This window comes from Pseudomonas sp. Tul2A7, from assembly GCF_054790505.1.
Genome location: NZ_CP186499.1, coordinates 3965732 through 3991694, shown reverse-complemented (window position 1 = coordinate 3991694; position 25963 = coordinate 3965732). Strand labels below are relative to the sequence as shown.

General features: G+C 51.0%; 20 protein-coding genes. 8 read left to right on the top strand and 12 right to left on the bottom strand.

Annotated elements, in window-relative coordinates:
• Positions 1-240: 240 nt before the first annotated feature.
• From ACOYXJ_RS17980 to ACOYXJ_RS17965, 4 genes are all read right to left on the bottom strand, one after another.
• Complete coding sequence (locus tag ACOYXJ_RS17980; protein ID WP_102899962.1) at positions 241-576, bottom strand: ComEA family DNA-binding protein; 336 nt, start codon at positions 574-576, stop codon at positions 241-243.
• Between the two features lie 114 nt (positions 577-690).
• Entirely contained in the window at positions 691-2685 is a 1995-nt protein-coding gene (locus ACOYXJ_RS17975) for a polysaccharide biosynthesis protein (RefSeq protein WP_102900048.1), read from the bottom strand.
• A 102-nt stretch (positions 2686-2787) separates the two neighbouring features.
• Complete coding sequence (locus tag ACOYXJ_RS17970) at positions 2788-3816, bottom strand: MraY family glycosyltransferase (RefSeq protein WP_460370775.1); 1029 nt, start codon at positions 3814-3816, stop codon at positions 2788-2790.
• Positions 3813-4784, bottom strand: coding sequence for a UDP-glucose 4-epimerase family protein (locus ACOYXJ_RS17965; protein ID WP_150729606.1), 972 nt, complete (start codon positions 4782-4784; stop codon positions 3813-3815). The genes ACOYXJ_RS17970 and ACOYXJ_RS17965 overlap by 4 nt, the downstream gene beginning before the upstream one ends.
• 543 nt (positions 4785-5327) lie before the next feature.
• Between ACOYXJ_RS17965 and ACOYXJ_RS17960 the strand changes: the two genes are divergently transcribed.
• From ACOYXJ_RS17960 to ACOYXJ_RS17925, 8 genes are all read left to right on the top strand, one after another.
• Positions 5328-6230: a glycosyltransferase family 2 protein gene (locus tag ACOYXJ_RS17960; protein ID WP_150793033.1), complete on the top strand. Its 903-nt coding sequence runs from the start codon at positions 5328-5330 to the stop codon at positions 6228-6230.
• Positions 6231-6406: 176 nt separating this feature from the next.
• Positions 6407-7240, top strand: coding sequence for an ABC transporter permease (locus ACOYXJ_RS17955; RefSeq protein ID WP_412071112.1), 834 nt, complete (start codon positions 6407-6409; stop codon positions 7238-7240).
• Positions 7230-8570 (top strand): ABC transporter ATP-binding protein, encoded by a 1341-nt coding sequence (locus ACOYXJ_RS17950; RefSeq protein WP_102899966.1) that lies wholly within the window; start codon positions 7230-7232, stop codon positions 8568-8570. The genes ACOYXJ_RS17955 and ACOYXJ_RS17950 overlap by 11 nt, the downstream gene beginning before the upstream one ends.
• 4 nt (positions 8571-8574) lie before the next feature.
• Positions 8575-12318, top strand: coding sequence for a glycosyltransferase (locus ACOYXJ_RS17945; protein WP_460370770.1), 3744 nt, complete (start codon positions 8575-8577; stop codon positions 12316-12318).
• Entirely contained in the window at positions 12315-13661 is a 1347-nt protein-coding gene (locus ACOYXJ_RS17940; protein ID WP_150793035.1) for a glycosyltransferase family 4 protein, read from the top strand. Before ACOYXJ_RS17945 ends, ACOYXJ_RS17940 begins: the two co-directional genes overlap by 4 nt.
• A 90-nt stretch (positions 13662-13751) precedes the next feature.
• Positions 13752-15422 carry an acyltransferase family protein gene (locus tag ACOYXJ_RS17935; protein WP_150793036.1) on the top strand — a complete coding sequence of 557 codons (1671 nt, stop codon included), beginning with the start codon at positions 13752-13754 and terminating at the stop codon, positions 15420-15422.
• A 61-nt stretch (positions 15423-15483) separates the two neighbouring features.
• Complete coding sequence (locus ACOYXJ_RS17930) at positions 15484-16887, top strand: glycosyltransferase (RefSeq protein ID WP_460372976.1); 1404 nt, start codon at positions 15484-15486, stop codon at positions 16885-16887.
• Between the two features lie 3 nt (positions 16888-16890).
• On the top strand, positions 16891-17838 hold the full coding sequence (locus ACOYXJ_RS17925) for an NAD-dependent epimerase/dehydratase family protein (protein WP_027612436.1): 948 nt from the start codon (positions 16891-16893) through the stop codon (positions 17836-17838).
• Between the two features lie 70 nt (positions 17839-17908).
• On the opposite strand, the gene ACOYXJ_RS17920 is transcribed toward ACOYXJ_RS17925, so the two are convergent.
• The 8 genes from ACOYXJ_RS17920 to ACOYXJ_RS17885 form a co-directional block, all read right to left on the bottom strand.
• Positions 17909-18718, bottom strand: coding sequence for a glycosyltransferase family 2 protein (locus tag ACOYXJ_RS17920; protein ID WP_150706486.1), 810 nt, complete (start codon positions 18716-18718; stop codon positions 17909-17911).
• Positions 18719-18732: 14 nt separating this feature from the next.
• A complete protein-coding gene (locus ACOYXJ_RS17915) occupies positions 18733-19089 on the bottom strand; it encodes an EamA family transporter (protein ID WP_027612434.1) in 357 nt (118 codons plus the stop codon).
• Positions 19086-19922, bottom strand: coding sequence for a sugar phosphate isomerase/epimerase family protein (locus ACOYXJ_RS17910; protein WP_150793038.1), 837 nt, complete (start codon positions 19920-19922; stop codon positions 19086-19088). The genes ACOYXJ_RS17915 and ACOYXJ_RS17910 overlap by 4 nt, the downstream gene beginning before the upstream one ends.
• The gene (locus tag ACOYXJ_RS17905) at positions 19919-20701 is read right to left on the bottom strand and encodes an NAD-dependent epimerase/dehydratase family protein (RefSeq protein ID WP_102899972.1); all 783 of its coding nucleotides are present in this window, start codon (positions 20699-20701) and stop codon (positions 19919-19921) included. Before ACOYXJ_RS17905 ends, ACOYXJ_RS17910 begins: the two co-directional genes overlap by 4 nt.
• 29 nt (positions 20702-20730) lie before the next feature.
• On the bottom strand, positions 20731-22758 hold the full coding sequence (locus ACOYXJ_RS17900; RefSeq protein WP_460370766.1) for a hypothetical protein: 2028 nt from the start codon (positions 22756-22758) through the stop codon (positions 20731-20733).
• On the bottom strand, positions 22739-23860 hold the full coding sequence (locus ACOYXJ_RS17895; protein WP_460370764.1) for an FAD-dependent oxidoreductase: 1122 nt from the start codon (positions 23858-23860) through the stop codon (positions 22739-22741). The genes ACOYXJ_RS17900 and ACOYXJ_RS17895 overlap by 20 nt, the downstream gene beginning before the upstream one ends.
• Positions 23853-24890, bottom strand: a complete 1038-nt coding sequence (locus ACOYXJ_RS17890; RefSeq protein WP_150793042.1) for a glycosyltransferase — start codon at positions 24888-24890, stop codon at positions 23853-23855. The genes ACOYXJ_RS17895 and ACOYXJ_RS17890 overlap by 8 nt, the downstream gene beginning before the upstream one ends.
• 114 nt (positions 24891-25004) lie before the next feature.
• Complete coding sequence (locus tag ACOYXJ_RS17885) at positions 25005-25937, bottom strand: glycosyltransferase (RefSeq protein ID WP_150793043.1); 933 nt, start codon at positions 25935-25937, stop codon at positions 25005-25007.
• Positions 25938-25963 lie beyond the last annotated feature (26 nt).

The following is a 25963-nucleotide window of genomic DNA, read 5'->3' as shown; positions in this document are numbered from 1 at the left end:
GCATAATCCCGCAGCAATATGATAGTCGTAATTTTTACTCTTCCGACGGGCGCCCATTGGGCAGCCGAAGCCACGAGCACCGCAGAATATAAAAGGCCAGTCAGTGACCGGCCTCATGGTGTTGAACAAGTAGCTTAGTCGATAGCGCAGCGATCGCTGAGCAGCGAGACGGTTCTGCGCAGGTTCTGACGCCAATGAAAAAGCCGATCAAATGATCGGCTTTCTGAATCGAGAAGGGCCTTAATTGACTTCGAGTTTATCGCGATTCCGATCCAGGATCGCTTTACCGATACCCTTCACTTCCAGCAATTCGTCGACTGAAGCAAAAGGCCCATTGGTCTCACGGTAAACCACAATGGCCTTGGCTTTCGCCTCCCCCACACCCGCCAGTTCACGTTGCAAGGTCGCCACATCCGCGTCGTTCAAATTGACTTTACCATCCTGCGTCTTGGTCGCAACGTCCTGCGTCAGCGAGACATTGGCAGCCTCTGGGCTGGGCGCCGGCGCTGCGATAACCGCAATCGAGGCGCTGGTGAGCAGGGCAAAAACCAGAGAGTAGAAGTAACCAGTACGCATAAGTGACGCTCCATGACATCGATTGATTAGAAGCAGCTTTTCCTAAGCTGCCTCCCAACGTTAGGCGATGTGTGCGAGCTGTCAAAAATGTGTCAGTTACAGAATGTGAGGAGATTACGGATCGAGCCGGCGCTGCTGATAAATCCAGTCCACGATATCGCCGGAGGGTACGTAACCACTCACGGTTTCTCGCAGCAACTGACGCACGCGAGCGTAATCATCACACTCGACTGCCGCCAACAACTCGCTCAGACGTCCCTTCAGCACGTCCCACGCAATGTGATCCTCACTGGCCGTCATGATCATCGGATGCGAAGTCGCTGAAACATCGTCACCAATTAGCAACTCTTCGTACAGCTTTTCTCCAGGTCGCAACCCCGTGAACTCTATGGAAATATCACCTTGGGGATTGCGCTCCGAGCGAATGCTCAACCCAGACAGATGGATCATCTTTTCCGCCAGCTCGACGATCTTCACCGGCTCCCCCATGTCGAGGACGAAGACATCACCGCCCTGCCCCATCGACCCCGCCTGAATGACCAACTGCGCCGCTTCGGGAATGGTCATGAAGTAACGGGTGATTTTCGGATGGGTGACTGTAAGGGGGCCACCGGACTTGATCTGGCTATGGAACACCGGGATGACCGAACCCGACGAGCCGAGGACATTGCCGAAACGCACCATAGTGAATCGGGTCTTGTTCACCCTCGACACATTGGCCTTGTCGCCGAACAGTACCGGAGCCACCTCACGGCTGAGGGCTTGCAGCGTCAGCTCGGCCAAGCGCTTGGTACTGCCCATTACATTGGTCGGACGTACGGCCTTGTCGGTCGAGATCAAAACGAAATTCGACACCCCTGACTGCAACGCCGCTTGAGCTGTATTAAGCGTGCCGATCACATTATTGAGCACGCCTTCAGCGATATTGTGCTCAACCATCGGTACATGCTTATAGGCTGCTGCATGATAGACCGTGTCTACTTTCCAGGATTTCATGACGTCGAGGAGTTTGTCCGGATGACGAATCGATCCAAGGATCGGCAGCAACCTGACGGATATCGACTTACGACTGCCACGCTGCTCCAGCTCCGACAAAATGCTGTACAGGTTGAACTCGCTATGGTCGAACAAAATCAGGGTAATCGGGCCCAAGGCAAATATTTGCCGACACAGCTCCGAACCGATAGAGCCGCCCGCGCCAGTGACCATGACCGTCTTGCCTTTGATGCAACGCTCGAGCAAATCAGGTTGCGCAGGCACCGAATCTCGCCCTAGCAAATCCGCGATATCCACTTCCTGAATATCTTCGACCTTGACCCGACCGCTGGCCAGATCGGTAAAGTTCGGGACGCTGCGGATATGAAGTGGAAAGCCCTCAAGCAAATTCAGGATTTCCCGGCGCCTGGCACGGGTAGACGATGGCAACGCAAGCAGAATTTCCTTCGCTCCGGTCACATCGATCATCTGCTGAATATGCTTGGGCTTGTAAACCTGCAGGCCCGAGATGGAGCGATCAGAAATGCCCGGATCATCGTCGATGAACGCGACCGGGCGCATGACGCGTCCCATGCGCAGCGCCGCCACCAGTTGATTCCCGGCAACGCCCGCACCATAGATGGCGACCTTGGTCAGCCCATCATCTCGGTTGGTGAAGGGGACATGCTGTACCGCAGTAAACCAGTCCCCCATAAAATACTGGCGCATCAACAGACGGAGTCCGCCGATGATCACCATGCTCAACCACCAATAGTTGAAGATAATCGAGCGCGGCACAACCGTTTCATGGTTGCTGTACCAGTAAACAATCAACGCGAGGATCAACGATGAAAGACTGACAGCCTTGATAATTGCGACCAATGCGTCATTGCCAAAATAACGCATGACAGCCCGGTACATGCCGAACCGGATAAACAGGGGAATCGCCACGAGAGGCGCGGAAGCGAACAACCACATATGGACCCGCAACGGGTTGTACATGTCATCGATGCCGAGGCGGACAATAAAGGCCAACCACAGCGCCAGCCAGACCAGTACGATATCGGTGGCGACCTGAATCAACCTTTTGCGACGCCGGGGCAATCCCAGCAGATACGCTCGAACCTTATCCATCATCCCGTCCACTACCTCAGCACGTTCCTTTCAACTGAATTACTGCGCCGAATCCTGTGATGCAGACGACGTTGACAGCACACTAAACAGTAACATTGTTTTTCAAATATTGGAGGTTCGACCTTCCAATTGTCCCGCCTTGTACTTGACTGCCAGCCATACCAGCGGCACATAGGCCAGGATCAGAGCCAGGGTGCCATCCCAATTGTAGAGGACCACTCCCAACGCAATGGGCAGTAGCCAAAGCAGGTTGATCAGGCCAACGACAAGCGTGACAGGACGATGGCTACCGTGCGAACGGGATGCAAACTGATAGGCATGGCTGCGATGCGCTTCGTAGACCTTGTCGCCGCGAAACAGGCGCCTGAACAGCGTGAACGTGGCATCAACAATGAACACACCCAGCAGAATCAGCCACCCCCACAACAAACCGGGTGAGACCCAGGCCGCTTGCAGGGACAGAAGCCCCAGCACGACGCCGAGAAAACCACTGCCTGCATCGCCCATGAAAATTTTTGCCGGCGGAAAATTCCAGCACAAGAATCCCACGACACATGCAGCCAGAAGCACAACGGGCCATACAAGCTGCAGATTGCCACTGACCCCGTATAGAAGTGCCCCGCCGACGCACACGGTGATCGCTTCAAGGCTGGCAATACCGTCGATACCGTCCATGAAATTGTAGAGATTAAGCATCCACACCAGGTAAACCACAGCCAGAAGGTGCCCGATCCAACCTGCGTCGATGGCAAACCCAAGCACAGTAAACGGCGCCAGCCCGCCCAGCCAATAAGCCCCCCACGCTGCAGCGAAGAAATGCGCAAGCAACCGCCACCGCGCGGCAATATGCCCATGATCATCGAGAAAGCCGATCACAGCCGTGATGCCGCCCGCGCCGAGGAAAGCGAGCAACACAGCAGAAGAAATCAGCCCCCAACCGAACAGCGCCACCAGAGCAGCGCTATAACTCAGGACGATTGCCACGCCTCCGCCACGCGGAGTCGGCACGGAGTGAGAACTGCGACCGTTTGGAACATCCAGCAGACTGCGCGCCAGCGCATAGCGTCGCAGACCGGCTGTAAGGGCAAATGAAACAGCCGCCAGCAGCGGAACAATCCAGTAAAGGTTCATGACTTGTGAGATTCCAGATAAGCCCGCACGGTAGCGCTCAGTCCTTGATCAAGACTCACTGGGGGGACCCACCCCAAGAGCCGTCCATTTTTGCTTATATCAACCTGAAGGGAGCCGAAAAGTCGCTGAGCAAGTGCTTCCTTACCCACAAGTCTCGCGCCCAGACGCATAAGCGGCACAGGAAAAGGCATCAACCTTGCGGGTTTGTTAAGCGCATGACCGATTCTGCGCAGTAACTCCGTTGTGGATACATCATCCCCATCACTGGCAAAGAACGTCTGATTGGCTGCTGCCGGATGGGAGAAACACGTCACGATCAGATCAATCAGGTTATCAATTCCCACCAGACTGCGCTTATTGTCGATCGCACCAAATGGCAATGGCACTCCTCGTTCCAGCCAGCGCATCATGCTGAGAAAGTTTGCTTTCACACCCGGACCGTACACCAGCACGGGCCTGACAATGACGACTTCCATCGATGACGACGAAGAGAGTTGGCGCAGTGCTTCTTCAGCCTCGCATTTGGAAATGCCATAGGGATCAGTGGGGGCAAAAGGATCGTCTGCCGTAAATGCTCGACCCGCAACAGTGGACTCGCCATTCACCTTGACCGAGCTGATGTAGATAAACCGTCGCACACCCGCTTTGACGGCCTGCCGTGCCAGATTCAGCGTGCCATCGACATTGATCAGGCGAAACTCGGCCAAGGGGTCCCCGGCCTGCTCGTCCATCACGTGGACACGCGCAGCGGCATGCACGACAACGTCGACACCGGCCAAGGCATCCTGCCAATCCGCTGTGGCTGTCAGGTCCGGGACATTGAACTTGAGCACCGACGCTGGCAACGCCACGCTGTCGCGCCTTATGGCCGTGCGCAAGGAGTATTCACCGCGTTCGGCCAATTTCCTTAACAAGGCGCCGCCAAGAAAGCCCGATCCACCTGTTACTAAGAGGGTGCTAGCGCTCATCTATCTCATTCTTCAAAAGCAAAATCATTGTGAACAAGGCATTGGCCTTGTCCCTTAGCGCCTGAAACGCATTTATTGAAATGGCGATGCATCGTACTGGCCAACAAGCCACGTCACAAAATGCGTAATCGCACGGATTTGTTACACGGTTATCCAGAAAATCAAGCACGCATCACGGCGGGGCACCCTGTAAACCCGGGCTGCCGCTCTCAACAGTGAAAACTGATGCACGAACATGTTACCTGATTGAGCTCCGTCCGCCGGTCCATCTCCCTGCGCGCAGGCTGCTAAGCACTACTAGGGCAAAGGTATTTTCGCTACAATGCGCGTTTTGACTTTGGTCATTTAACATTAGTCAGAGGGCGCATTTCGCAGTAATGCCTTCGACAAGGACTTTTCTGACCATCGAGTCATTTATTCGCAACGGAGTGCTAGGTGCATAGCCCCTCAACAACAGATTCCAAAGTGGATACTCACCAAGCAAATCAACTCGGGCAGACAAACTCCTTTAACCGCTTATCGTCCAGACGTGTCGCGGTACTCATGTGCACGTTCAACGGCCAGCGTTTTCTGTCCGAACAATTAGCTTCCATCGCCGCTCAGACCCACGAAAACTGGGACGTTGTGGTCTCCGACGATGGCTCCACCGATCAGACCCTGGACATTATCGCTACATTTTCCGCAAGCCAGAACAGAGCAGACCGTGTCCGCGTTTTCAATGGCCCGAAACGCGGTTTCGCCACCAATTTTCTGACCCTCACCTGTAACGAGGCTATTCAGGCAGATTTTTATGCCTGGTCTGATCAGGACGATATCTGGCTGAACAGCAAACTCGAGACGGCATTGACCTGGTTGCAAACGGTTCCCGCAGGCGTTCCCGCACTTTATTGCGGTCGAACCCGTGGGATGAATGCTCTGGGAAAACCCATGGAGTGCTCCCCTCTGTTCTCTCGTCCGCCGACGTTTGCCAATGCGCTGGTACAGAGCCTGGCGGGAGGCAATACGATGGTGTTCAACCAGGCGGCGCGTGACTTGATGCTCGATGCAGGCGGCCATCTGGATATCGTCTCCCACGACTGGTGGGCCTATCTCCTGGTAACGGGTGCCGGTGGCCAGGTTGCCTACGACGCACAACCCTTCGTTCTGTATCGTCAACATGACGGCAATCTGGTAGGCGCCAACTCCGGATTGAAAGCCCGACTGTCAAGGCTTGGCATGATGTTCAAAGGACGATTTTCCAACTGGAACGACCAGAACATTCGCTGCCTGACCTCGGCACGCCGATTACTGACTGCCGAGAATCAGCAAAAGCTCGACTGCTTTCGACTGGCGCGAAAAAGCCACCTTCCAGGCCGTCTGCTTGGACTGCTGCGCGCCGGCGTTTACCGCCAGACACTGCCAGGCAACATCGGACTTTTCCTGGCTGCCATCGTGAAGGGCATTTGATCGATGACCGCCCATCAAACGTTTCGCAGCGGCGATTACAGTGTCTACGCACAGGCAGACTTCAGCCATGGCGCTGCGTCAACCGGACATTTCCAGTCGCCAGTTTCAGGCGATCCGACTAACGTCGCCCACACCCTCTTTCCACTTACCGAACGGCCGCCATTGGAGCTTTTGCCTTGAACATGCATGATTCATTTCCAACGTCGCCTTTGAGAATGCTGATCAGCGCAATCAAAAACCGTCAGCTGATCATGCAACTGACTAAGCGGGAGATTTCCTCTCGTTATCGCGGTTCCGTTGGAGGCGTAGCATGGTCGTTCATCAATCCATTGCTATTGCTAGCCATTTACACATTTGTTTTCTCGACCGTATTCAACGCACGTTGGGGTGGCGCTGCGGGCACAGGGTCAAAGGTCGACTTTGCATTGATTCTGTTTACCGGCCTGATCATTCATGCGTTTTGCGCCGAGTGCATCAACTCGGCACCGAAATTGATCACCAGTAACGTCAACTTCGTGAAGAAAGTCGTTTTCCCGATCGAAACCCTGGCCCCTACTTCAGTGCTGAACGCCTTGTTCCATCTGTGTGTCAGCCTGTCGGTATTGCTGGCCGCACAACTGGTGTTCAATCATTCAATACCTCTCACCGCGCTGCTATTCCCTTTCGTTCTGCTGCCTTTGATCCTGATGGTGATAGGCCTTTCCTGGATCCTGTCCGCACTCGGCGCCTACATTCGCGACATCGGCCAGGTCACGGGCATGGCAGCCACAGCGCTGCTGTTCCTTTCACCCGTTTTCTATCCAATCAGCGCCTTGCCTGAAGAGTATCGCGGCTGGCTGTATATCAACCCGCTGACCGCGATCATCGAAAACGGTCGTGCGACCATGCTTTTCGGTCAGGCTCCGGATCTGCACACATTGGGCACGAGCTATATCGTCGGCATCGTCATTTGCTGCCTCGGCTTTGCATTCTTTCAAAAAACACGCGCAGGCTTTGCTGATGTCCTCTAAAGATGTTGCCATTCACGTCAATGGCCTCTCTAAGCGTTTCAATATGTACGAGAAAGCACACGACCGCTTGCTCCAGATGATCCTGCCGTCGAAGAAACTTCACCATGAGTTCTGGGCACTCAAGGACATCAACTTTGAAGTGGCACGTGGCGAATCCGTTGGCATCATCGGCAAAAACGGCTCGGGCAAATCCACCCTCCTGCAGATTATCTGCGGCACGCTGACGCCGACCTCCGGCACGGTTAATGTCGATGGGCGCATTGCTGCGCTGCTTGAGCTTGGCTCAGGTTTCAATCCGGAATTCAGCGGGCGGGAAAACGTTTATCTCAACTGTGCGATTCACGGCTTGAGTCGCAGCAAGACCGATGAACTGATGGATGACATCCTGTCTTTTGCGGATATTGGCGAGTTCGTCGACCAACCCGTAAAGACTTATTCCAGCGGTATGTTTGTGAGGCTGGCTTTTTCTGTCCAGGCCAACCTGAAACCAGAAATCCTGATTGTCGACGAAGCCTTGGCGGTCGGCGATGCGCTGTTTCAGAAACGCTGCTACGAACGAATCGAAAAGCTCACCAGCAATGGCACCACCCTGCTGTTCGTCTCCCACGATGAAGAATCGGTGCGGACCCTGACGCAGCGGGCGATCTTCCTGTCGAATGGGAAAATTGAAAGCATCGGGTCTTCGGCAGACGTCATCCTCGATTACCGCAGGAACCTGCACGAACAGGAAAGTCTTTACCTGCAACAGTTGACGAAAAACCTTTCCGACAAGGCTGCGCAACATCAGAAGGACGATAACAAGGCTGCCAGGACCGAATCGAAAACTGCCGACCGGTTCTCCTTCGGTAATCAGGATGCCGAGGTTCTGGATGTGCGCGTGTTGAACGCCGAGGGCGAAGAGACCCAGGTTTTCTATGCCACGCAGACGGCTGTCATTCGCGTGTCCTTCCGCTGCAACGTCGATCTTGAGCACCTGAATGTGAGCCTGCGTCTTCGCAACAAGGAAGGCGTCAAGATTTACTCCTGGGGCACGCTGAACCAGGACATGGCCATTGCCGCCAATCTGGCGACGGGCGAGACCTTCTGGACCAAGACATTCACTGCCGGCACCGAGTCATCGGTTGATTTTCAGTTTGAATGCAGTCTGGGCGCCAACCTTTACGAAATTCAGGCTGCCATATCCCAGGAAGGCAAACCTTACTACGCCGAACAACGCATTCTTCACTGGCGAGACGAGGCGGCATTTTTTACGGTGGCGACCAAGCCCCGCGAATACCATTTTGGCGGTGTCCTCGACCTCCGCATGAAAGCAATCGAAATCAAGGGCTGAGCCAATGACTATTTCCACCACAAACATTTGCTCGGCATCACTGACGGCAGGGGAACGCCACCAACTGGTCTCGCAGGTACTTTCAGCCTGTGGTAACGGCAAAGTGCTGCATATCGGCCTGCCAGATACAGAGCTGCTGCGGGCCTTCCTGCTGGCGGGTGTGCAGGCGTACAACGTCTTCCCGGGTGCTGAAACCGAGTGCGGCAATGCACAGCTTCCAGGACGTTTCATTGCATGGGACGGTGCTGACCTGCCATTGGACGACGAGAGTTTTTCGACGGTATTGATCACTCATGCCGACGACGCAGCTCTCTCCCTCAAGCGCTTGGCTGTCGAAGCGCCAAGAGTCTCGAAACGCAACATCTTCCTGTTTCTGGACACCAGTTCCGAACCCGACACGAAAGAAGCCCGCAAGGCATGGGAAATGCTGTTCTTCGAAAACGGCGTACGCAAACACCCTGCCTACTATCGCGTCAACGACTACCAGTCGCTGCAATATGAACAAGGCAAAATTGCCATTCCGCTTGAGAAGCTTCCCAAGGAAGCCGCCACCGTTTATCCATTGGAAGCGCTGAAAGACGAGCGCGACCTGCACATGGACATGACGCGCGAGCCTGGCAGTCGCTCCGATGGCCATATCATTCGCTATCTCCTGGCCAGTCGCTATGTGCGCAACGGCGACCGCATCCTCGACGCAGCCTGCGGACTGGGTTACGGCGCCTATACTTTGTTCAACTGCTCGGACGCCAGCTCGATCCTCGGCGTTGATGGCAGCAACTACGCAGTCAAATACGCTGAAAAAAACTTCTCTGCGGTCAATTCGCAACTCACCTTCAAAGAAGGCTGGCTGCCGGAAGCGCTGAACGATATTCCGGATAACTCGATCGACCTCATTACCTCGTTTGAAACCTTGGAACACGTACCGGATCCGGTTGGATTGCTGGCAGAGTTTTACCGGGTCCTGAGTCCGTCCGGGCGAATCGTACTTTCCGTTCCAAATGACTGGTCAGACGAAACCGGAGAAGATCCGAACGAATTCCACTTTCACGTCTACACGTGGGAGCGCATCGTTAAAGAACTGGAAAAAGACTTCATCGTCGAAGCGGCTTACGCCCAGACAGCGGATCAATACAAACCGAAAATCAACAACGCCTACGAGTGGGCAGTCGGTATTCGCGAGCTGTATGAAGTAGACCCCAAGACATTGATCGAAAAAGATCCGTCTTGTGAATGGTGCCTTCTGGTCGGCATGAAATCGCCGACACTGGGCGCAACCGTGCCTTACCGCGAAACCACCTACGATCTCTATCCGGAAAACCCGGGATGGAAGGTCACGCGTTTTGACGACTATGCCAACCCCTGGCTGGTGAAAGGCCTGGTCACGATCGGTCATCGCATCGAAGACAGTCAGAAGCTGCTCGAACTGTCCCGCGAAGTGGCCGCTCAAGCCTCGGCAACCTCACCGGACCTGGGGGCGGCACTGTGCATTCAGGCTTACCAACTGCTGCAAGCCCCCACACTGACGGTGAATCAGCTGGAAGTGTTTGCAAAAGACGCTGACGCTTACATGGATCAGGCGGATCATTCACCGCAGCAGTTGCGCTGGAAAGTATCGATATCGTTCGTTATGGCCCAACTCTGGCAGGCCGCAGGCGACACTGATCGCGCCATTGATCTGTATAAAACTTGTGTGGCCTATGACTGCACCCAATACAGCCCGACTCTGATTACCAAGCAAATCAGGTCGTACCTGAATCTGGGTTTGATCGAGTCCGGCAAAGGCAACAATCAACAGGCTGCGTTGTATTGGCGTACAGGCGTAATCAGCGCAGAAAAGGCCCTCGCCATCGATTGGTGCGCCTCAATGGGCTCGCTCGAAAAACCGACCGATTTTGGTATGTCCGAACTGGGCGCCATTGTCGAACTCGCTTCTTCGTGCGCTTATGCCTTGCGATACGTTTCCAACACTGAGGATCGCACCCCGCAATGGTGGCATCAGCATCTTCGTGACCGCGACTCTCAACTGTCGAGAGTGCCCGGTATCGTGGCGGAAACCGCGCGACTGAATCGGGTGGTCATCGACAAAGATGCGACCATTCAGTCTGTGATCACGCAGACCGAGGTCGCCGTACAGGCCGCCATCACCAAGACTGAGGCGGCGTTTCACTCTGCGATCACACAGACGGAAGAAGCGTTCGTGTCCGCCATCTCGCAAACCGAGGCAGCGTTCCAATATCTCATCAACAAAACAGAGGCGGTTGCTGAGTCCGCCATCAATCAGAGTCAGAATCTGAACTCCACGCTGGATGAGGTTAATGACGCCCTGCAAGAAGCACTGGCTGCTTCTGAAGCAAGGCAACAGGAGATCAGCGCCCTGAACCAGCACCTGGAACAAAAGAACGCCATCGTGCAACTGCTTAACGCTGAAGTCGCACATCGCGAGCAACGGCTACAAACCATCGGCCGGAGCCGGCTGTTTCGTTTGAGTCAGGCATTTGCAGCGCAACCCAACGATCTGAAGAAATACCTGCGCATCGCCTACACGCTCGCCTCCCTCGTGACCCCTGCCCCCGCACGTCGTTTGCTGAGTCCGACCGTCTCGGCCTTGAAGAAAAGCCTGAGAGGCCAGCCACCGGCTATTGTGTCGAACACTGACGCGCCCGCCGACATCAATGAAGACACTTACATCGTCAAGCAACCAGCCAGGCTGAACGCGGTCCGGCCGCGGGTGCTGCATGTCATCGCCAACTTCATGACCGGCGGCTCCTCACGCCTGGTGGTGGACATCTACGAATACCTGGGCGATCGGTTCGAGCAAAGTATTCTGACCAGCCATGCGCCGACACCCGCCGCGTATTCGGGCATCACCATCAAGGAAATCAAACTGTCTGCAGACGAGATGCCTTTTGTCGAGTACCTGCAAGCACTACAACCAGAAGTCATTCACATGCACTACTGGGGCGATTGTGATGAACCCTGGTATGACCAGACCATGCGTGCCGCGCAACAATTGGGCATTCCTGTCATCCAGAACATCAACACACCGGTTGCGCCTTACTTGTCGCCCGCCATCAAGCGTTACGTGTACGTCAGTGATTACGTTCGCAACGTTTTTGGACAAGCAGAAGCACCGAATGCAACGGTTTATCCCGGCTCCGACTTCTCGATGTTCAAAGCCGATGCGCCCAATCAGACTGCTACCGACACGATCGGCATGGTTTACCGACTGGAAACAGACAAGCTTAATGCTGACTCCATTACTCCGTTCATCAAAGCCGTACAGAAACGCCCGCAGACCCGCGTATTGATTGTCGGTGGCGGAAGTCTGATGGAGACCTTCAAGGAAGCGGTGAACTCGGCAGGCGTATCAGACAACTTTGAGTTCACCGGTTATGTCGCCTACTCGCAACTGCCGGACTTGTACCGCCGCATGAAGCTGTTTGTTGCGCCGGTCTGGAAAGAAAGCTTCGGCCAGGTCAGTCCTTTTGCGATGCGCATGCATGTTCCGGTTGTCGGATATGACATCGGTGCAATTGGCGAGATTGTCGATGACAGCAGCCTGCTCGCCCCTTACGGCGATGCGGACAAGCTCTCTGACATCATCGTAGACCTGCTGAATGACAGTGCTCGTCGCACCTACATTGCCGACCGTCACAGCGAAAGAGCCGAGGCTCACTTCTCGATCCAGGCGATGATTGAGAACTACGACCAGATCTATGCCGAAACCCTGGCGGAAACCAAACAATGAAGATCGTTTTTTTTGTGCACTGCTTCTTTCCGGATCATTTCTACGGAACAGAAACCTATACGCTGGAACTGGCCAAGAATTACCGCAAGTGGGGCCACGATGTAGTCATTGTCAGCGCCTTGTTTCAGGGCGAACCCGCGGCGGCGGAATTGATCACTCGATATGAGCATGAAGGCTTTGAAGTTGTCCTGGTCGACAAAAACAAAATCCCTCACGTCAATATCAAGGAAACGTACTACCAGGCGGAGATGCGTCCGGTCTTGACCGATATTCTCGCCGACTTGAAACCGGACATCGTTCACGTCACCCATTTGATCAACCACACCAGTGCCTTGCTCGAAGCGACCAAGGCCTTGGGCATTCCGACCTACGCAACTTTCACGGACTTCTTCGGTTTCTGCCTGACCAATAAACTGGAAGCAGCCGACGGTGCACTGTGCGCAGGCCCGTCCAGAACTCGCAGCAACTGCGTGGCCTGCTACTTGAAAGAGACTGCGCGCACGTCGAAAGAGGGCTGGATCAAATACGCAAACAATGGCACGTCAGCCAAGCTCATCGCCAGCGCCGTAACTGCTCTGCGCAAAATGCCGGGCGTGAAAAACAGTGTGTTCGATCAAACGATCGACTACATCGCGGAGCGCCCGGACATTCTTGGGGCTCTTTACAACGGCTCCTACGCCGGTGCCGTCGCGCCAACCACCTTTTTAAGGGAAGCCTATGTCAACAACGACATCAAGGTCCCCATGAAAACCTTGTGGTTCGGCATCGACGTCGACCGCACGCCGAAGCCGGAACGAGACGCCGAACACATTCCAGTGATCGGTTTCATCGGCCAGATAGCACCGCACAAAGGTACAGATCTGCTGATTGATGCCTTCAATCGCCTGCCAAAAGGCAGTGCAAGATTGGTGATCTATGGTCCGACCGACCAGGATCCGGCGTACATGGAAGAATTGAAAGCCAAAAGCGCCGGTACGCAAATCGAGTTCCGCGGCGTTTTCGAGAGCAAGGATATGGTCAATATTCTGCGCGACATGGACACCCTGGTGATCCCGTCACGCTGGTATGAAAACAGCCCACTGGTGCTGTTGAACGCTCTGGCCACCCACACCCCTGCCCTGGTATCGGATGTGCGCGGCATGACCGAGTTTGTAGAGGCCGGGGTAAACGGAGAGATATTTGATCGCGGCAGCGCCGAAGATCTTTATCGCAAGCTGTCGGCCTGGGTTGCCAACCCGCAAGCCCTTTACGATCTCGCGAAAACCACGAACTACGAGAGGACGCCGGAAATCATGGCCCGAGAGACATTTGCCATGTATGCGAAGACGCCTGAAACGGTCTGACGGTTTTGTATTGAACAGCAGGGGCCAAGGACGGCCGATGCTGTACGCACTTCACATTCGCTTCAAATACCAAGCGCACGGGATTCACTTATGCATGCGACAGTCAAACTTGACGCACTGACATCATTACGTTTTTTTGCCGCTGCAATGATCGTTCTGGGACACACCCATGGAGCTTTTGGCTCTTTGGGGCTGGCAACGACGCTGTCCCTGGCCCAAGGTGTATCCTTCTTCTTCGTACTCTCCGGCTTTATCCTGGCGTACAACTATCCAACGCTCGCTACACGCCAGGAAACTGCCCATTTTTTTAAAGCACGCATAGCCCGGATCTGGCCTGCACACATTGCAGCAATCATCTTGCTGTACCTGCTGACGTCCGGTTGGAACCTGGGTGGGCTGACCTATCTTCAGGCTATATTTACAGCCTTGGCCAACCTGTTTCTGATTCAGTCCCTTATCCCCCTCAGAGATGTATTTCTCACATTCAACGGTGTCGCCTGGAGCATCTCGACCGAGATGTTCTTTTACTTCAGCTTTCCGTTATTGATTTCCAGTTTTATCCCGGGCTGGAAAGTAAAACTGATTTTCCTGAGTACCGTGGCAGCATTGTTTTTCGGATTCGCGATCGCTTGGAATGTACCGGCAGATGATGCAGCGCCATCGGTGAGCCTGATGGGCCTGTTTTATGTGAACCCATTTGTTCGGATCATTGAGTTTTTTGCAGGGGTCCTCGCTTGCGGGGTGTATCAGAAAATCCACAGCCGTACCAAGAACCAATCCGGCCTGCTCTTTTCCGCTGCAGAGTTACTGGTCGTTGTGCTCGCAGTATTCGCAATGTGGATAACGCCAAAGCTCACGACTATTTTTGCCATGCACGGTGCCATTGGCAGCGCCGTAAACTATTACCTGATCAAGTCCGGCAGTTTCCTGTTTTTTGCAGCCCTGATTGTTGTATTCGCTCTCGGCAAGGGTGTGTTTTCCAAAGCCCTCTCCGCACCTTTTCTCGTGCTGTTGGGAGAAATCAGCTTTTCGCTGTACCTGGTACACATGACGATCTTTCAGTGGTACATGGCAAACTCCTTGTACTTCAGCCATCTTCCGCTTCTTGTGCAAACTGCCGGCTACTGGGCTATCGCCCTGTCAATGGCGTTTCTTCTGCACAAAGCCGTGGAGAACCCCTGCCGCAAGTTGATCCTGAGTGTAAACAAAACCACGATCCCAAAAGCCCTGAGCACGGCATACAATGTAAGAGCAAGTGCCTACCTCGCAGCAGCAGGTGCCTTGATCCTGGCCCTCAATGTATTACCCGCAGCGTTCGCCCCCAAAGGCTGCCAATCAGACGAATGCACTTACCTGGTCAAGAACCACGCATTAACCAGCTCACCGGAATTTGGTGAAAATCTGCGCCTGGTCGCCGCTAAATCCGTGAAGACGAGTTCAGGCGGCGACAACATCGAGTTGGCCTTCGAACTGATCAAGCCTCTTCCCAAGGGATATATTCTGGCGGTTCACCTCCTGGACAAGAACGCGGAGATTCTCGACAAGTCGGACACTGCGCTTTCAAAGTCTGAAAAGCTGAGGCCAGGGGATCAATGGACAGAGGTTGTGACACTCACAGCAGGTCTCAGTAAACCCTCACCGCAAATGCTGGGACTGGCAGTTTATCTTGACCCGGCCAGCCCGATTGCTGTGCACAGCAAGGTCTCTGACTATAACGGACGCCGAGCGCTACTCCAGCTCTCAAACATCCAATCCAATTAAAAGCCTTAGACTTTGGTGAGAATCATCGAAATTATTAAAATACGCAGCGCTGTTGACCACCATGCAAGGTGAAACGCCTTTTGCCAATGGCAAACGTATTCTGCTGTGCGTTCATCAGTTTTTTCCGCAATTTTCTGCGGGAACAGAAGTGCTTACATTATCGACTGCTCAGGCACTGAGAGACGAAGGCTACATTGTTGAAATTGTGACGGCGCAGCTTCAGGGAGAAGAAAACCTGAGTCTTGCCTCTTACGATCATGAAGGCTTCAGGGTTCATCAACTACTGGTGCCCTACATCGCAGGGAAGTTCTCCAGCACTACGCTAGTGGATGAATACAACAACCGTGCGGTATATGCCCCCTTCAAAGGTCTGCTTGATCACTTCCAACCGAATCTAGTGCATTTCTTTCATTTCAAAAACCTGACGATATCAGCACTTCAAGCGTGCGTTGACAAGAATATTCCAACGGTTTACACCCCTACCGACTACTGGATCAACTGCCGATCCTGTCAGCTAGTAAAACCCTGGGGTCAGAATGAGTGCTCTGGACCAAGTCTTTTGGCAAGTAACTGCCTCAAACACGTAGCCATTAATAACCAGAAGGGCACCATGCGCCGGCTTTTGGCGCATACGCCTCAGGTACTATTTTCCGCGTTGATGCTGGCTGCGTCCGCGCCAATCAATACCCGCTTCAAGAACATCATGCTGGCCATGACGGATCTTCGCAATCGTGAGCAGACCATTGCCCAAGCCATGCTCAAAATTGATAAAATTTTACCGCCTACACTATTCATAGAACATTTACTGATCAACGCGGGAATCCCCCAGCATAAAATCAGACGCCTCAAATACGGAATCCAGCCGCCAATCATCTATCCAGTTGATCTGGATCGAATCAAAGTGGCAGGAAAGACTCCCACTATCGGTTTTATTGGAACGCTGACAAACCACAAGGGTTGTCATGTTCTCCTGCAGGCCATCAAGCAACTTCCAAACATGGACGCGGACGTTGTTATTTACGGCGATACACAACAAAACCCGGATTACGTGAAAAATCTCGACGGGATTATTCAGAATGATCCACGAGTTCGGTTCATGGGAACTTTCCCTCACGAACGAATTGGTAGCGTTTTGCAATCGCTGGATGTACTGGTCATCCCTTCTACGTGGAGAGAAAACGCGCCGCTCGTGTTATTGAACGCTTTGGCTTGCGGCACCCCCATCATCGCAAGCGACGTAACGGGAATAACTGAATACTTGGGGGAAAAGGATAACGTAACAGTATTCGAGCCTGGAAACGCCGAAGAATTGGCGCAAAGTCTCCGGTCGTGCCTTGCATTGAATAATGAGCACGCCCACAATCATGGCGCAGGAAGGATAGCCGGTGAACCGCTGCACGCCTACATCAGCGTACTATCAGGTGTATATGCGGATCTCATGCAAATTCATGAAAAATTGGAATAAATTATGAAGTATGTAATTTTCGGCGGCGGTGGCTTCATCGGCTCGAACATAGCGGACAAGCTCCTTGCAGAGGGCCACAGCCTGCGAATCTTCGAAAGGCCCCGAGTCCCTCCGTACCGCGTGTTCGAGGCCCATGAGAACGTTGAATGGATCGCTGGAGATCTTCAAAGCAAACACGACCTTGAAGAAGCGATCAAAGGCGTAGATGGGGTACTCCACTTGGTATCTACTACCCTGCCTAAATCTTCTAATGATGATCCTATTTATGACATTCAAACGAATGTCATTGCGACACTGAACATGCTGAATGTGATGGTGGAGCAAAAAGTTGAGCAGATCGTGTTTATATCATCAGGTGGCACCGTTTACGGGAAGCCCGTGCAATGCCCACTTTCCGAAGAACACCCCACTGATCCAGAAGTATCCTACGGCATCAGCAAACTCACCATCGAAAAATACCTGTATCTCTACAAGAAGCTCCACAATATCAAACCGGTGATTTTAAGGGTTGCCAACCCTTATGGCGAAAGACAACGAATTGAAACGGCACAAGGTGCAATTGCAGCTTTTGTAAGCAGAGCGACAGCGGGAAAAACCATAGACATCTGGGGAGATGGCTCGGTTACGCGAGACTATATATATATAAAAGATATCGCCAACGCATTCTCGAAAGCCCTCAAGTACCAAGGCTCTGAGATTGTTTTTAACATCGGCTCAGGCGAAGGGACATCACTTAACGCGCTAATCGATCTTATTGAGAAGATAACTGATAACGCAGTGACTCGTAACTTCATGCCCGCACGAGCTTTCGATGTGCCTATCAACGTACTTAATTGTTCGCTTGCAGAAAGGGAACTTGGTTGGAAGGCAGAGTTCAGTCTTCATGATGGGCTGAGGCACACAATTAACTGGTACATTGATAGCCTGACAACCGAAAAGAACAAAGGTTAAGTTAAACCATCAAATCAACGGGGCAAAAAAAACCGCTTGCCCCGTCTACAGAGTAAAAAATTGGAGACGGTTACTTGGGATTGTAATATCCACTGCATGCGCGGAAAAGTACCGCCAACACAGCTAGATTCCCCTTAATTCCGTTGATTTTAGTTGGAACTTTGCCGATCGGATATCGCCTTACCGTCGCCAATTCTTTGCATTGGAAACCGAGTTTGGGAGCCCTGTAGCTAAGGTATGCAAGCAATTCGTATGTCATAAAGACATTGCGAAATGGCAAAATCCTGGTATCCAGCAGCATCTTGCGACTATAGGCCCGGAACCCCTGAGTGGTGTCTGTCCACTTAAACCCCGACGAAAGACTCAGCAAAGGTGCATGAATCAATCGAATGGCCAGGTCTCTCGATTTCGGCGTATTTTCTGCAACGCCGCCTTCCAGGAATCTGGAGGCTTGCACGAAATCTGTTCCTTTATCTAGCTCGGCGATGAATTGCGGTATGGCGTCCGGATCATCCTTGTCATTACCGTCAATAGTAACAATTCCCTCATACCCTTGATCGAGAGCGAAGGCATAGGCACAGCGTAATTGCGCACTCAGCTTGCCTGGTCCACGCTTGATTAATAATCCGCGGACCTCGTTGCGACGCAGAAACTCTGCATCGAGTGAGTTATCAGTACTGCCACCGTCTACGATAATGATGTCGGCATGTTCGCTAATAGTCAGGCGACTCATTCTATCTAGAAGGCTTCTGATTCGATCACCTTCGTTAATGACCGGAATCACGACACACCAACGCTTCGAACGACCCAGCCACAGGCTTTCTTCGTACGCGGGCACCTCCCAACTGAGGCGAGTATTATCGGTTTTATCTGTAATCATGTTCATCGTTACCATTAAGTCGAGCGAAGTGTGATCAAGAACACACCGATAATTACCAAGACAATCCCTGCCAATGTCGTGGTATGGAACGGCTCTCTGAATACAAGCACTGAAGAGATAGCAACGGCTGCAACAGCACCGGCGGTGAGAACCGGGTGCGCTACGTTCAACGGTAAACGCGCCAACGCAGCTGCGTAAAGGAGAAATGCCGTACCGTACAATCCCAAGCCCAGCCAAAACGGCCAGTTCGTCAGCGCCGCAAAGGGATCGGAAAATGAAGGGAATTTACGTGGTGCCATCATCGCCATTTTAATTAATACGCTGGCAGACGCATTCGACAAAATGCCCACTATCAGGATTATCCACTTCATGAAGCGCACCCGGATAAGTTTTCTCGGTAGCAACTGACAGCAACGCCCAATGCGCGCTCTATTGATACCGGATTCGGTTCGCTCTTCAGCCCCAACATCTCAATGCAGACGACATGATTAGGTAAACGCTCGTGGAGAATACGGCTCATCGTTACATGATCGGTAGCACCATCCCCTAAGGGCACCAGGTTGGGCTCACTGGCGTGAACATGACCAATAATATCTGCACACTGATCAAGTGTTAATAAAGGATCTTCATTGGAAATCGTTATTGCCCCAGTATCAAACTGCATTCTGATAAAGGGGTGATCGACTTCCCGGACGACTTGCGCGGTCTCAGTATTGGTTACCATATAGTTTGCGCCATAGCAGACCGGATTCGGTTCCAAACAAATGGTAGTGCCATATTCCCCAGCGATGTCTCCAATTGCGCGAAAAAAAGGAATCGCAATTGAGGATACCTCGTTGTCTGACAATCCACTTCGATCCCTGTTTTTTGGAGATCCGAAAACCAGAAATTTTGCACCCAGGCCTTGGCCGACACGACACACATGAGACAAATGCTTGATCAGCTCACCTCTGCTGCGGTCAGAACCGAACACATTCAATCCGGTTGTGCCAAAGAGCAAAGACTGCATACCGGTTATTTCCACCCCCTTGGCTTTCCACCAGTCCCGGACGCTCAATATATCTTCTTTTCGAGCGTTAGCCAGATCAGGAAAATATTTGCTTGGCGCCACATCGATGGCATCAACCGAGTATTGCTTCAGTAGTCCCGCGACGCTTTCGTCGTCCTGCGGATCCCATGCAATATTTGAGATAGATAGCCTCATTGCGCAAGGTTCTCTATCTTCGGTTCGGACTGAACATAGGCCCTGACCGCCTGAATGGTTTCCCGCGAACTATACTGGTAACGACCACTGCCGCCGAACAAATGAGCATGATTAGTCTGCATATTGTAAACAGCCGCAGGCTGATCTTTTACATTATCAAATTCAACACCAAAACCGAGCTCGGATATATGTCCAACAGACACGGGAGCAGCGGTCAAATGAACAAGTTTCAAACCCGAACTAAGCGCGATCGAGATATCATACCAAAGATTAACCATCGGATAGAATTGAAAAACACCCCGACTATCGATAGCTTCAAGGTTATTCCGATTGAGAAAGTCGTAAATAATATTTTTCCGTAAACCAGGCCCAACTAACCCGGGAAGGCGGACAATCAGATGCTCAGAAAAATGACCTTCAACAAACTTCTCTAGCATCCTCCTATTCAGGCCGTAAGGATGAAGCCCGATTTCATCAACGTGCGTATTTTCATCAACATCGACTGCCTTCATGAAAACATCTACAGTACTGATCAAAATGAATCGCTTACATTTGACGGTCTTGAGAACTTCAATCAGCCCACGTATATTTTCGAGATCGGCTTCCGGCTGCGAGTTGGCAATCCACTTTTGCGCGGGGGCGCCAGAGCAGACGACGGTGTCAAATTCCCGCCCCTGAATATCGGCAATATTCGTGGATCGGTAGAGACAATCAAAATGGGTTTGATTTAATAGTGTCCCGCCGACAAATCCACTGTAACCAATGAGTGCACTAGCCATCGTATCCTCCTTACGGGCGACATTGATAATCACTGTTTAACCTCAATTAGATGAGGATAACCATCCAGGTTTGGATTTAAAGGATTACCACTGACAGTCACATTAATATACTGTTCACTGTACTCCAACGCAGTAATCTCTCGCACTCCGGCATCGGAAAAATTTATTCCAGCACCAACAACCAATGACTGTCTATTTGAAAAATCATTTTTGACAAAAAATCGTGTTCCAGAAACTCCGTTCACCCAATTCGCATCAGTAAGATTGAAAGCAGCAAATGTTTTCGCCTGGAGTTGCTTATCAACAAGCATTGAATCCCGCCATATGATGTTGATTGAGCCGTTCACTATTGAATACTGACCAAAATCAATCTTGCTTATACTATAGTTTGGCAACTTCACCAGGGCAATGCACGATACTGAATGCCGAGAAGGCCAATAAGGGGTAGGCACCTCGAATCGCTGCCATTCGAAATCCAGATTTTCGAATTGATCAGCGCCTGATGAAGCCCCGGTCTTATATACATGCAAGTAAAATGTCTTACTTTTATCAAACCGGCGGCAATCGCGCGAATACAGAGCCAACTCTCCACTCCGTGTAGCTTTTGCAACGATCCCGACCGATGTTTTTATCTCACTACCTGGGTCCAACTCCAGCTCGGCCAAACTCTGTTCGAATACCTTTCCTTGCTCATAATTAAAACTGAAGCTAACAAAAGCCAGCATTCCCAAGATATGAAAAAGCATCATCACGGGTTTATGCAGCGAGCGCTGCTTTAACGATAGCTTTAAATCCTCGACACACAAAACAAAGTAAGAAATCAAAACGTAGGTCAGAGCCTGGACAAACCCGAAATACCATAAAACGTAGTTTAATTGAGTATGGATGTAGGAGTGCCCTTTGGCAAGAATCAGCCAAGAAGCGGAAGCGCTAAAAAAAACAAATAAGGTTATGCCATTTTTAAAGTCGAACTGGCGCCTGGAAATAGAAGCATATAAAAATCCAGTCAAAGAAAGTAGAATCAACCACTTGAACAAGGCACCTGGCAGATAGAAAAAAACCGCAGTTTCCCAAATATTGATATAGCGTTTCACTACATCTAGCGGAGAACTTTGAAGCGACGCTTTGAATACATCATCAAAGGTAGATGGATCACCATACGTACGTCGCTTGACATCCTGCTCAAAGATATTTTGCAGTCCAGCGACAATCGTGTCACCGCGCATTCCCGCATGAAGCAATAGAGCAAAAACAAAACCGAGTACGCATAATGCGAAGGTGAGTACAAAAAATTTCAGATTACGCCGATGGTCAGGACGCTCCTCGCGAAAAAAGGGAGCAATAAGGAATACAGAACAGGCGAATAGCGTAATCGCGGAGAGGTACTCATAACCTGCCAAACTCTTCAGAAAAACTGCCGCACCAGTAAGGCCGCAAAACATGAATTTCTTGGCACGCTCATTAGACTTGTATGCTAACGCCGCAAATACCGCAGGTAAAAACCACAGAACGGGGACCCAATAAAGGTTTCTTGCGAAAGCAATGACCCAAGGAGAACTGATCATTACAACAAAAAAAATTGCGGCAAAACGCCCATTATATACTTTCGCATACAACAGTGTGAGCAACCCGACAACCAGTGCAAACAAAACAGAGTTCAATAACTGCAGTTCTGCGACCGAATGAAGACTAAACAAAGAATAAGAAGCTGAGAAGAACAGCCCTTGAATACCATACTGTGACTTATAGGGTGAATAATAAACATCCTTGCCAGCAGCCTCGCCGGCAAATACGGGATAAGCGTCCAACATATTTTGGTTGTAATCGAATTTCTGCCCAATCGACATGAAACCTATATGGGAACCGCCTTTATCCAGACCAGAATCATCCGCAAAAATCCCTCCTAGCACCAGCGCTTGAGAGCCTTTGTCGAAATTATCAAAAAAATAGTCATTAGCAAAATTAAAAAAATTAAGCTGAAAACTTAGCGTAGCTACTATCACCATGGCAAAGAGTTTTAACAAACTCACCTTCCCATTAATCAAGGCGTTCAGCATCTAGCTTCTCCAGCACATCATAAATATTATCAATCTTTCCACCAAGTATTGAAAAACACTTTGGTAAATCTTCGTATTTTTCAAACAAAATTGGCCGACCATCATCACTTTCGTTTTTCATTAGAATTGTCTTGACTTCAAACAATGACTCCACATATTGCGCCGTTGAAAGTGATGGAAGATATCTGGATACATCTCGCACCATACGGTCAACCTGTGAAACCCTTCTGTAATCGTTTAGTTTTCCATAAGGGCTTATCCCAGGCTCATCCACCCACTGAAGGTGTGGCGTGTATCTGACATGAGAAAGTGTGTGAAGATTTCTTGCCGGAAATGGCATCAACGAGAAAAAAGGCCCATCCATAACAGTAATACCCAGGCCCTTCAAGGGAGCCGGCATATCCATAAGTGCCATCTCGGTAATTTCTTGTTTCAACTTCGTCCTTATACCCGGAAAATCACCCTTCAACTGATTGATTCCGCTGTAACTGCAGTTAAAAATATATCGACTGGACACGGAGCTGAAATTGCCATCCTTACTCTTGAAGATAACACCAAGCTCACCATTCACCGCCTTAGAGATAGACTCTACTTCGGTTTCAAGCAGCAAATTTACACCTAGATCTTGCAATTCACTGAGAGCCCTCTTGGCAACAAGATCAGAGTTGAAAGCATACTCCTTGACCAAATAAACCTGCTCAATCAGGCGTGAATCGAATAGCTTTCGCATTTCCGGATCTGGCGCATGTACCTCCGCCCCAATATCAGCACAGAATCGAACAAACTGTTTCGCTGTAACCTTTGAGTTACGTCTGGAAATAGCATATAGCTTGGTAAATTCCTGATTTATAGCCTCAGGCCAATCTTGCACAAACTTTGGCAGATTGAGACGACTGCGAAATGCGGTAGTAAAGCTTCTCGGATAGTGATATCCGTTATGCACTCGCGCTTGATTATTATAGGATGCTCGTTTTAGAAGAGATGCTTCTCTCTCTACAACCAGAACCCTTTCGAAGCCACGATTTTTTGCGAGATAAATAGCGATGGCGCAGCCATAAAAGCCTCCACCAATAACTACCGCATCGAAATCCGTCTCAGACATTGGCATTATTACTCCGCTCGCCAACTAAAACGGAGCCATCTTCAGAAGAGATCGAAACCTCCTCGATATTCAGTTTTTCACGCCGCGTGATCTTGGAACTCGTCAACTCTTGTGCGACATGGTACAACGGTGCCTCATTAGACAGACTCGCCATATGCAGGATATATTCCCCGAGCACAAGCAATACCAATGAAATCAGGAAAAACATTCCCGACTGCTGAAGTGAAACACTAATCCACCCTGGAGCAACATTGGTTTTAAACAGGCCAACCGAAATAACATAGATACAATAAAACAAGTTCGCCATCGCGCCAAACAACGAAAGAGAGGTAACAAGCCGCATGGGCGCTCTGGTAGTCGATACCAACAGCCGCATTCCTCTATCAATACTCTCTGCCAAACGCTTGGGTTGCGATGTTTTTGGCGGTGCACTATATGAAAGCCGCACTTGGGAGAAACCTCCCGTCGCTGGAAGGTGACGATACGTCATAGCCGACTGAGGATGCTGCAGGATGAAGTTAATCACTTTTTTGCTAAGCAATCGAAATTGTGGAGCCTCTTTTGCAAGATGCACCCCATTGAAGTGATTGTACAGGCCATGGAAAACAGCAAACGCGCCCCTGTAAGCGAGACTTTGAGAGTTTTTTTGCTCGTTATTGGCAAAAACAACATCTACACCATCGATCGCCTTTTTGAGCATAGTCGGTAAAAATTCAATGCTGTCGGTAAGTGGATCAATCACCGCAACAAAATCACCCAACGCACTTTCAAGCCCCACCCAGGAAGCAGTGTCCGAATCTACCTCCTTGGTGAGTGCGTAAACCTGGAGATTTGCGATTCCATCTTCGCTTGTCAGACGCTTCATCACCGAAATACTTTCATCTTCAGAAGCATTGTCGACGATTATTATTTCGTAATCACGTACGATATCCGAAATTACATTAGTGGCATTCGTGATGATACTTTCAAGATCCAGTGCCTGGTTCCGAACCACAAAAACAATGGATATAAAACAAGGAAAAAAATTCATGCCATCATCCCTCTAGACAAAAAATACAAATAGCCCTTCAAAACACCATCTCTATATATTGAGACTTTAATTTCTCGACGAGTCATTCGCTGACAAGTCACCAAAAAGGCCTCTTTATCCGCCAGCTATAACCCTGAGACAGCAAACAAAAAAGAAGAATATTTTATCTCGCACACGACGGCGACATTTCCACGCATTCAGCGAAAGGGCGAAAAACCTGAACCTTCCCATCGGCTTCGACGAACAGGCGAATGGGTGAAAATCCGCGCCCACAAGGCCTGATATCAAATTGACCTGTGAAAACCACCATCCATCCTGGATGGCTTTATATCTTGCTATAAGGGATTTGATTCCCGTATTAGCTCCGACCTGATTGTGCTGGTGTTGGCGATACTGCATCGTTGAGTGCGCGTCGATAAACCACTTATATCCATGTGTACGAGCAAAAGCATAAAAATACCAGTCATGAAGACTGACAGATTGAAGCAGCTCCCAGTTACGTAGCATCGACTCTTTCAAAGCGTCGGCGAGCCCCCTTCGAAATACATAAGTACAACCTGGTCCTGCAGCCTCAAACAAGAAATCCCATTCAGCCTGAGGTTGTGCTTTGTCCAGTACACGTGTCCTGCCGTCAGGCCAAAATGCAGTGACGTTGCTGGAGTAGGCATCGCCTTGGTGGTGCTGGAGCATTGCTATGGAACGCTCCAGTTTATCCGCATCCCAAATATCATCCTGATCAGAGAACGCAACATAGTCATAACCGTCGAACGCGACGTCACGAATCAGGCGGAAAAAGTTGCGAGCAGCGCCTCCGAACACCTCGGAGACAGGCAGAAGAACTATGTCGGAGTACTTCGCAGCACTCGCGGCGCACCACTGCTCGGTACCATCAGTGGATGGATCGACACTGATGTAAATCGTCAAATCCACCGCCGTCTGGCGGCGAATTGACTCAATCTGTTCTTCTAGCCAGTGCACACCATTGTAGGCCGCCAGCAAAACAGCGATTCGGGGTTTTACCGGCGTATGATTTTGGCGAGCACTCACGAAACATCCTTTGCATCAAATCGCCA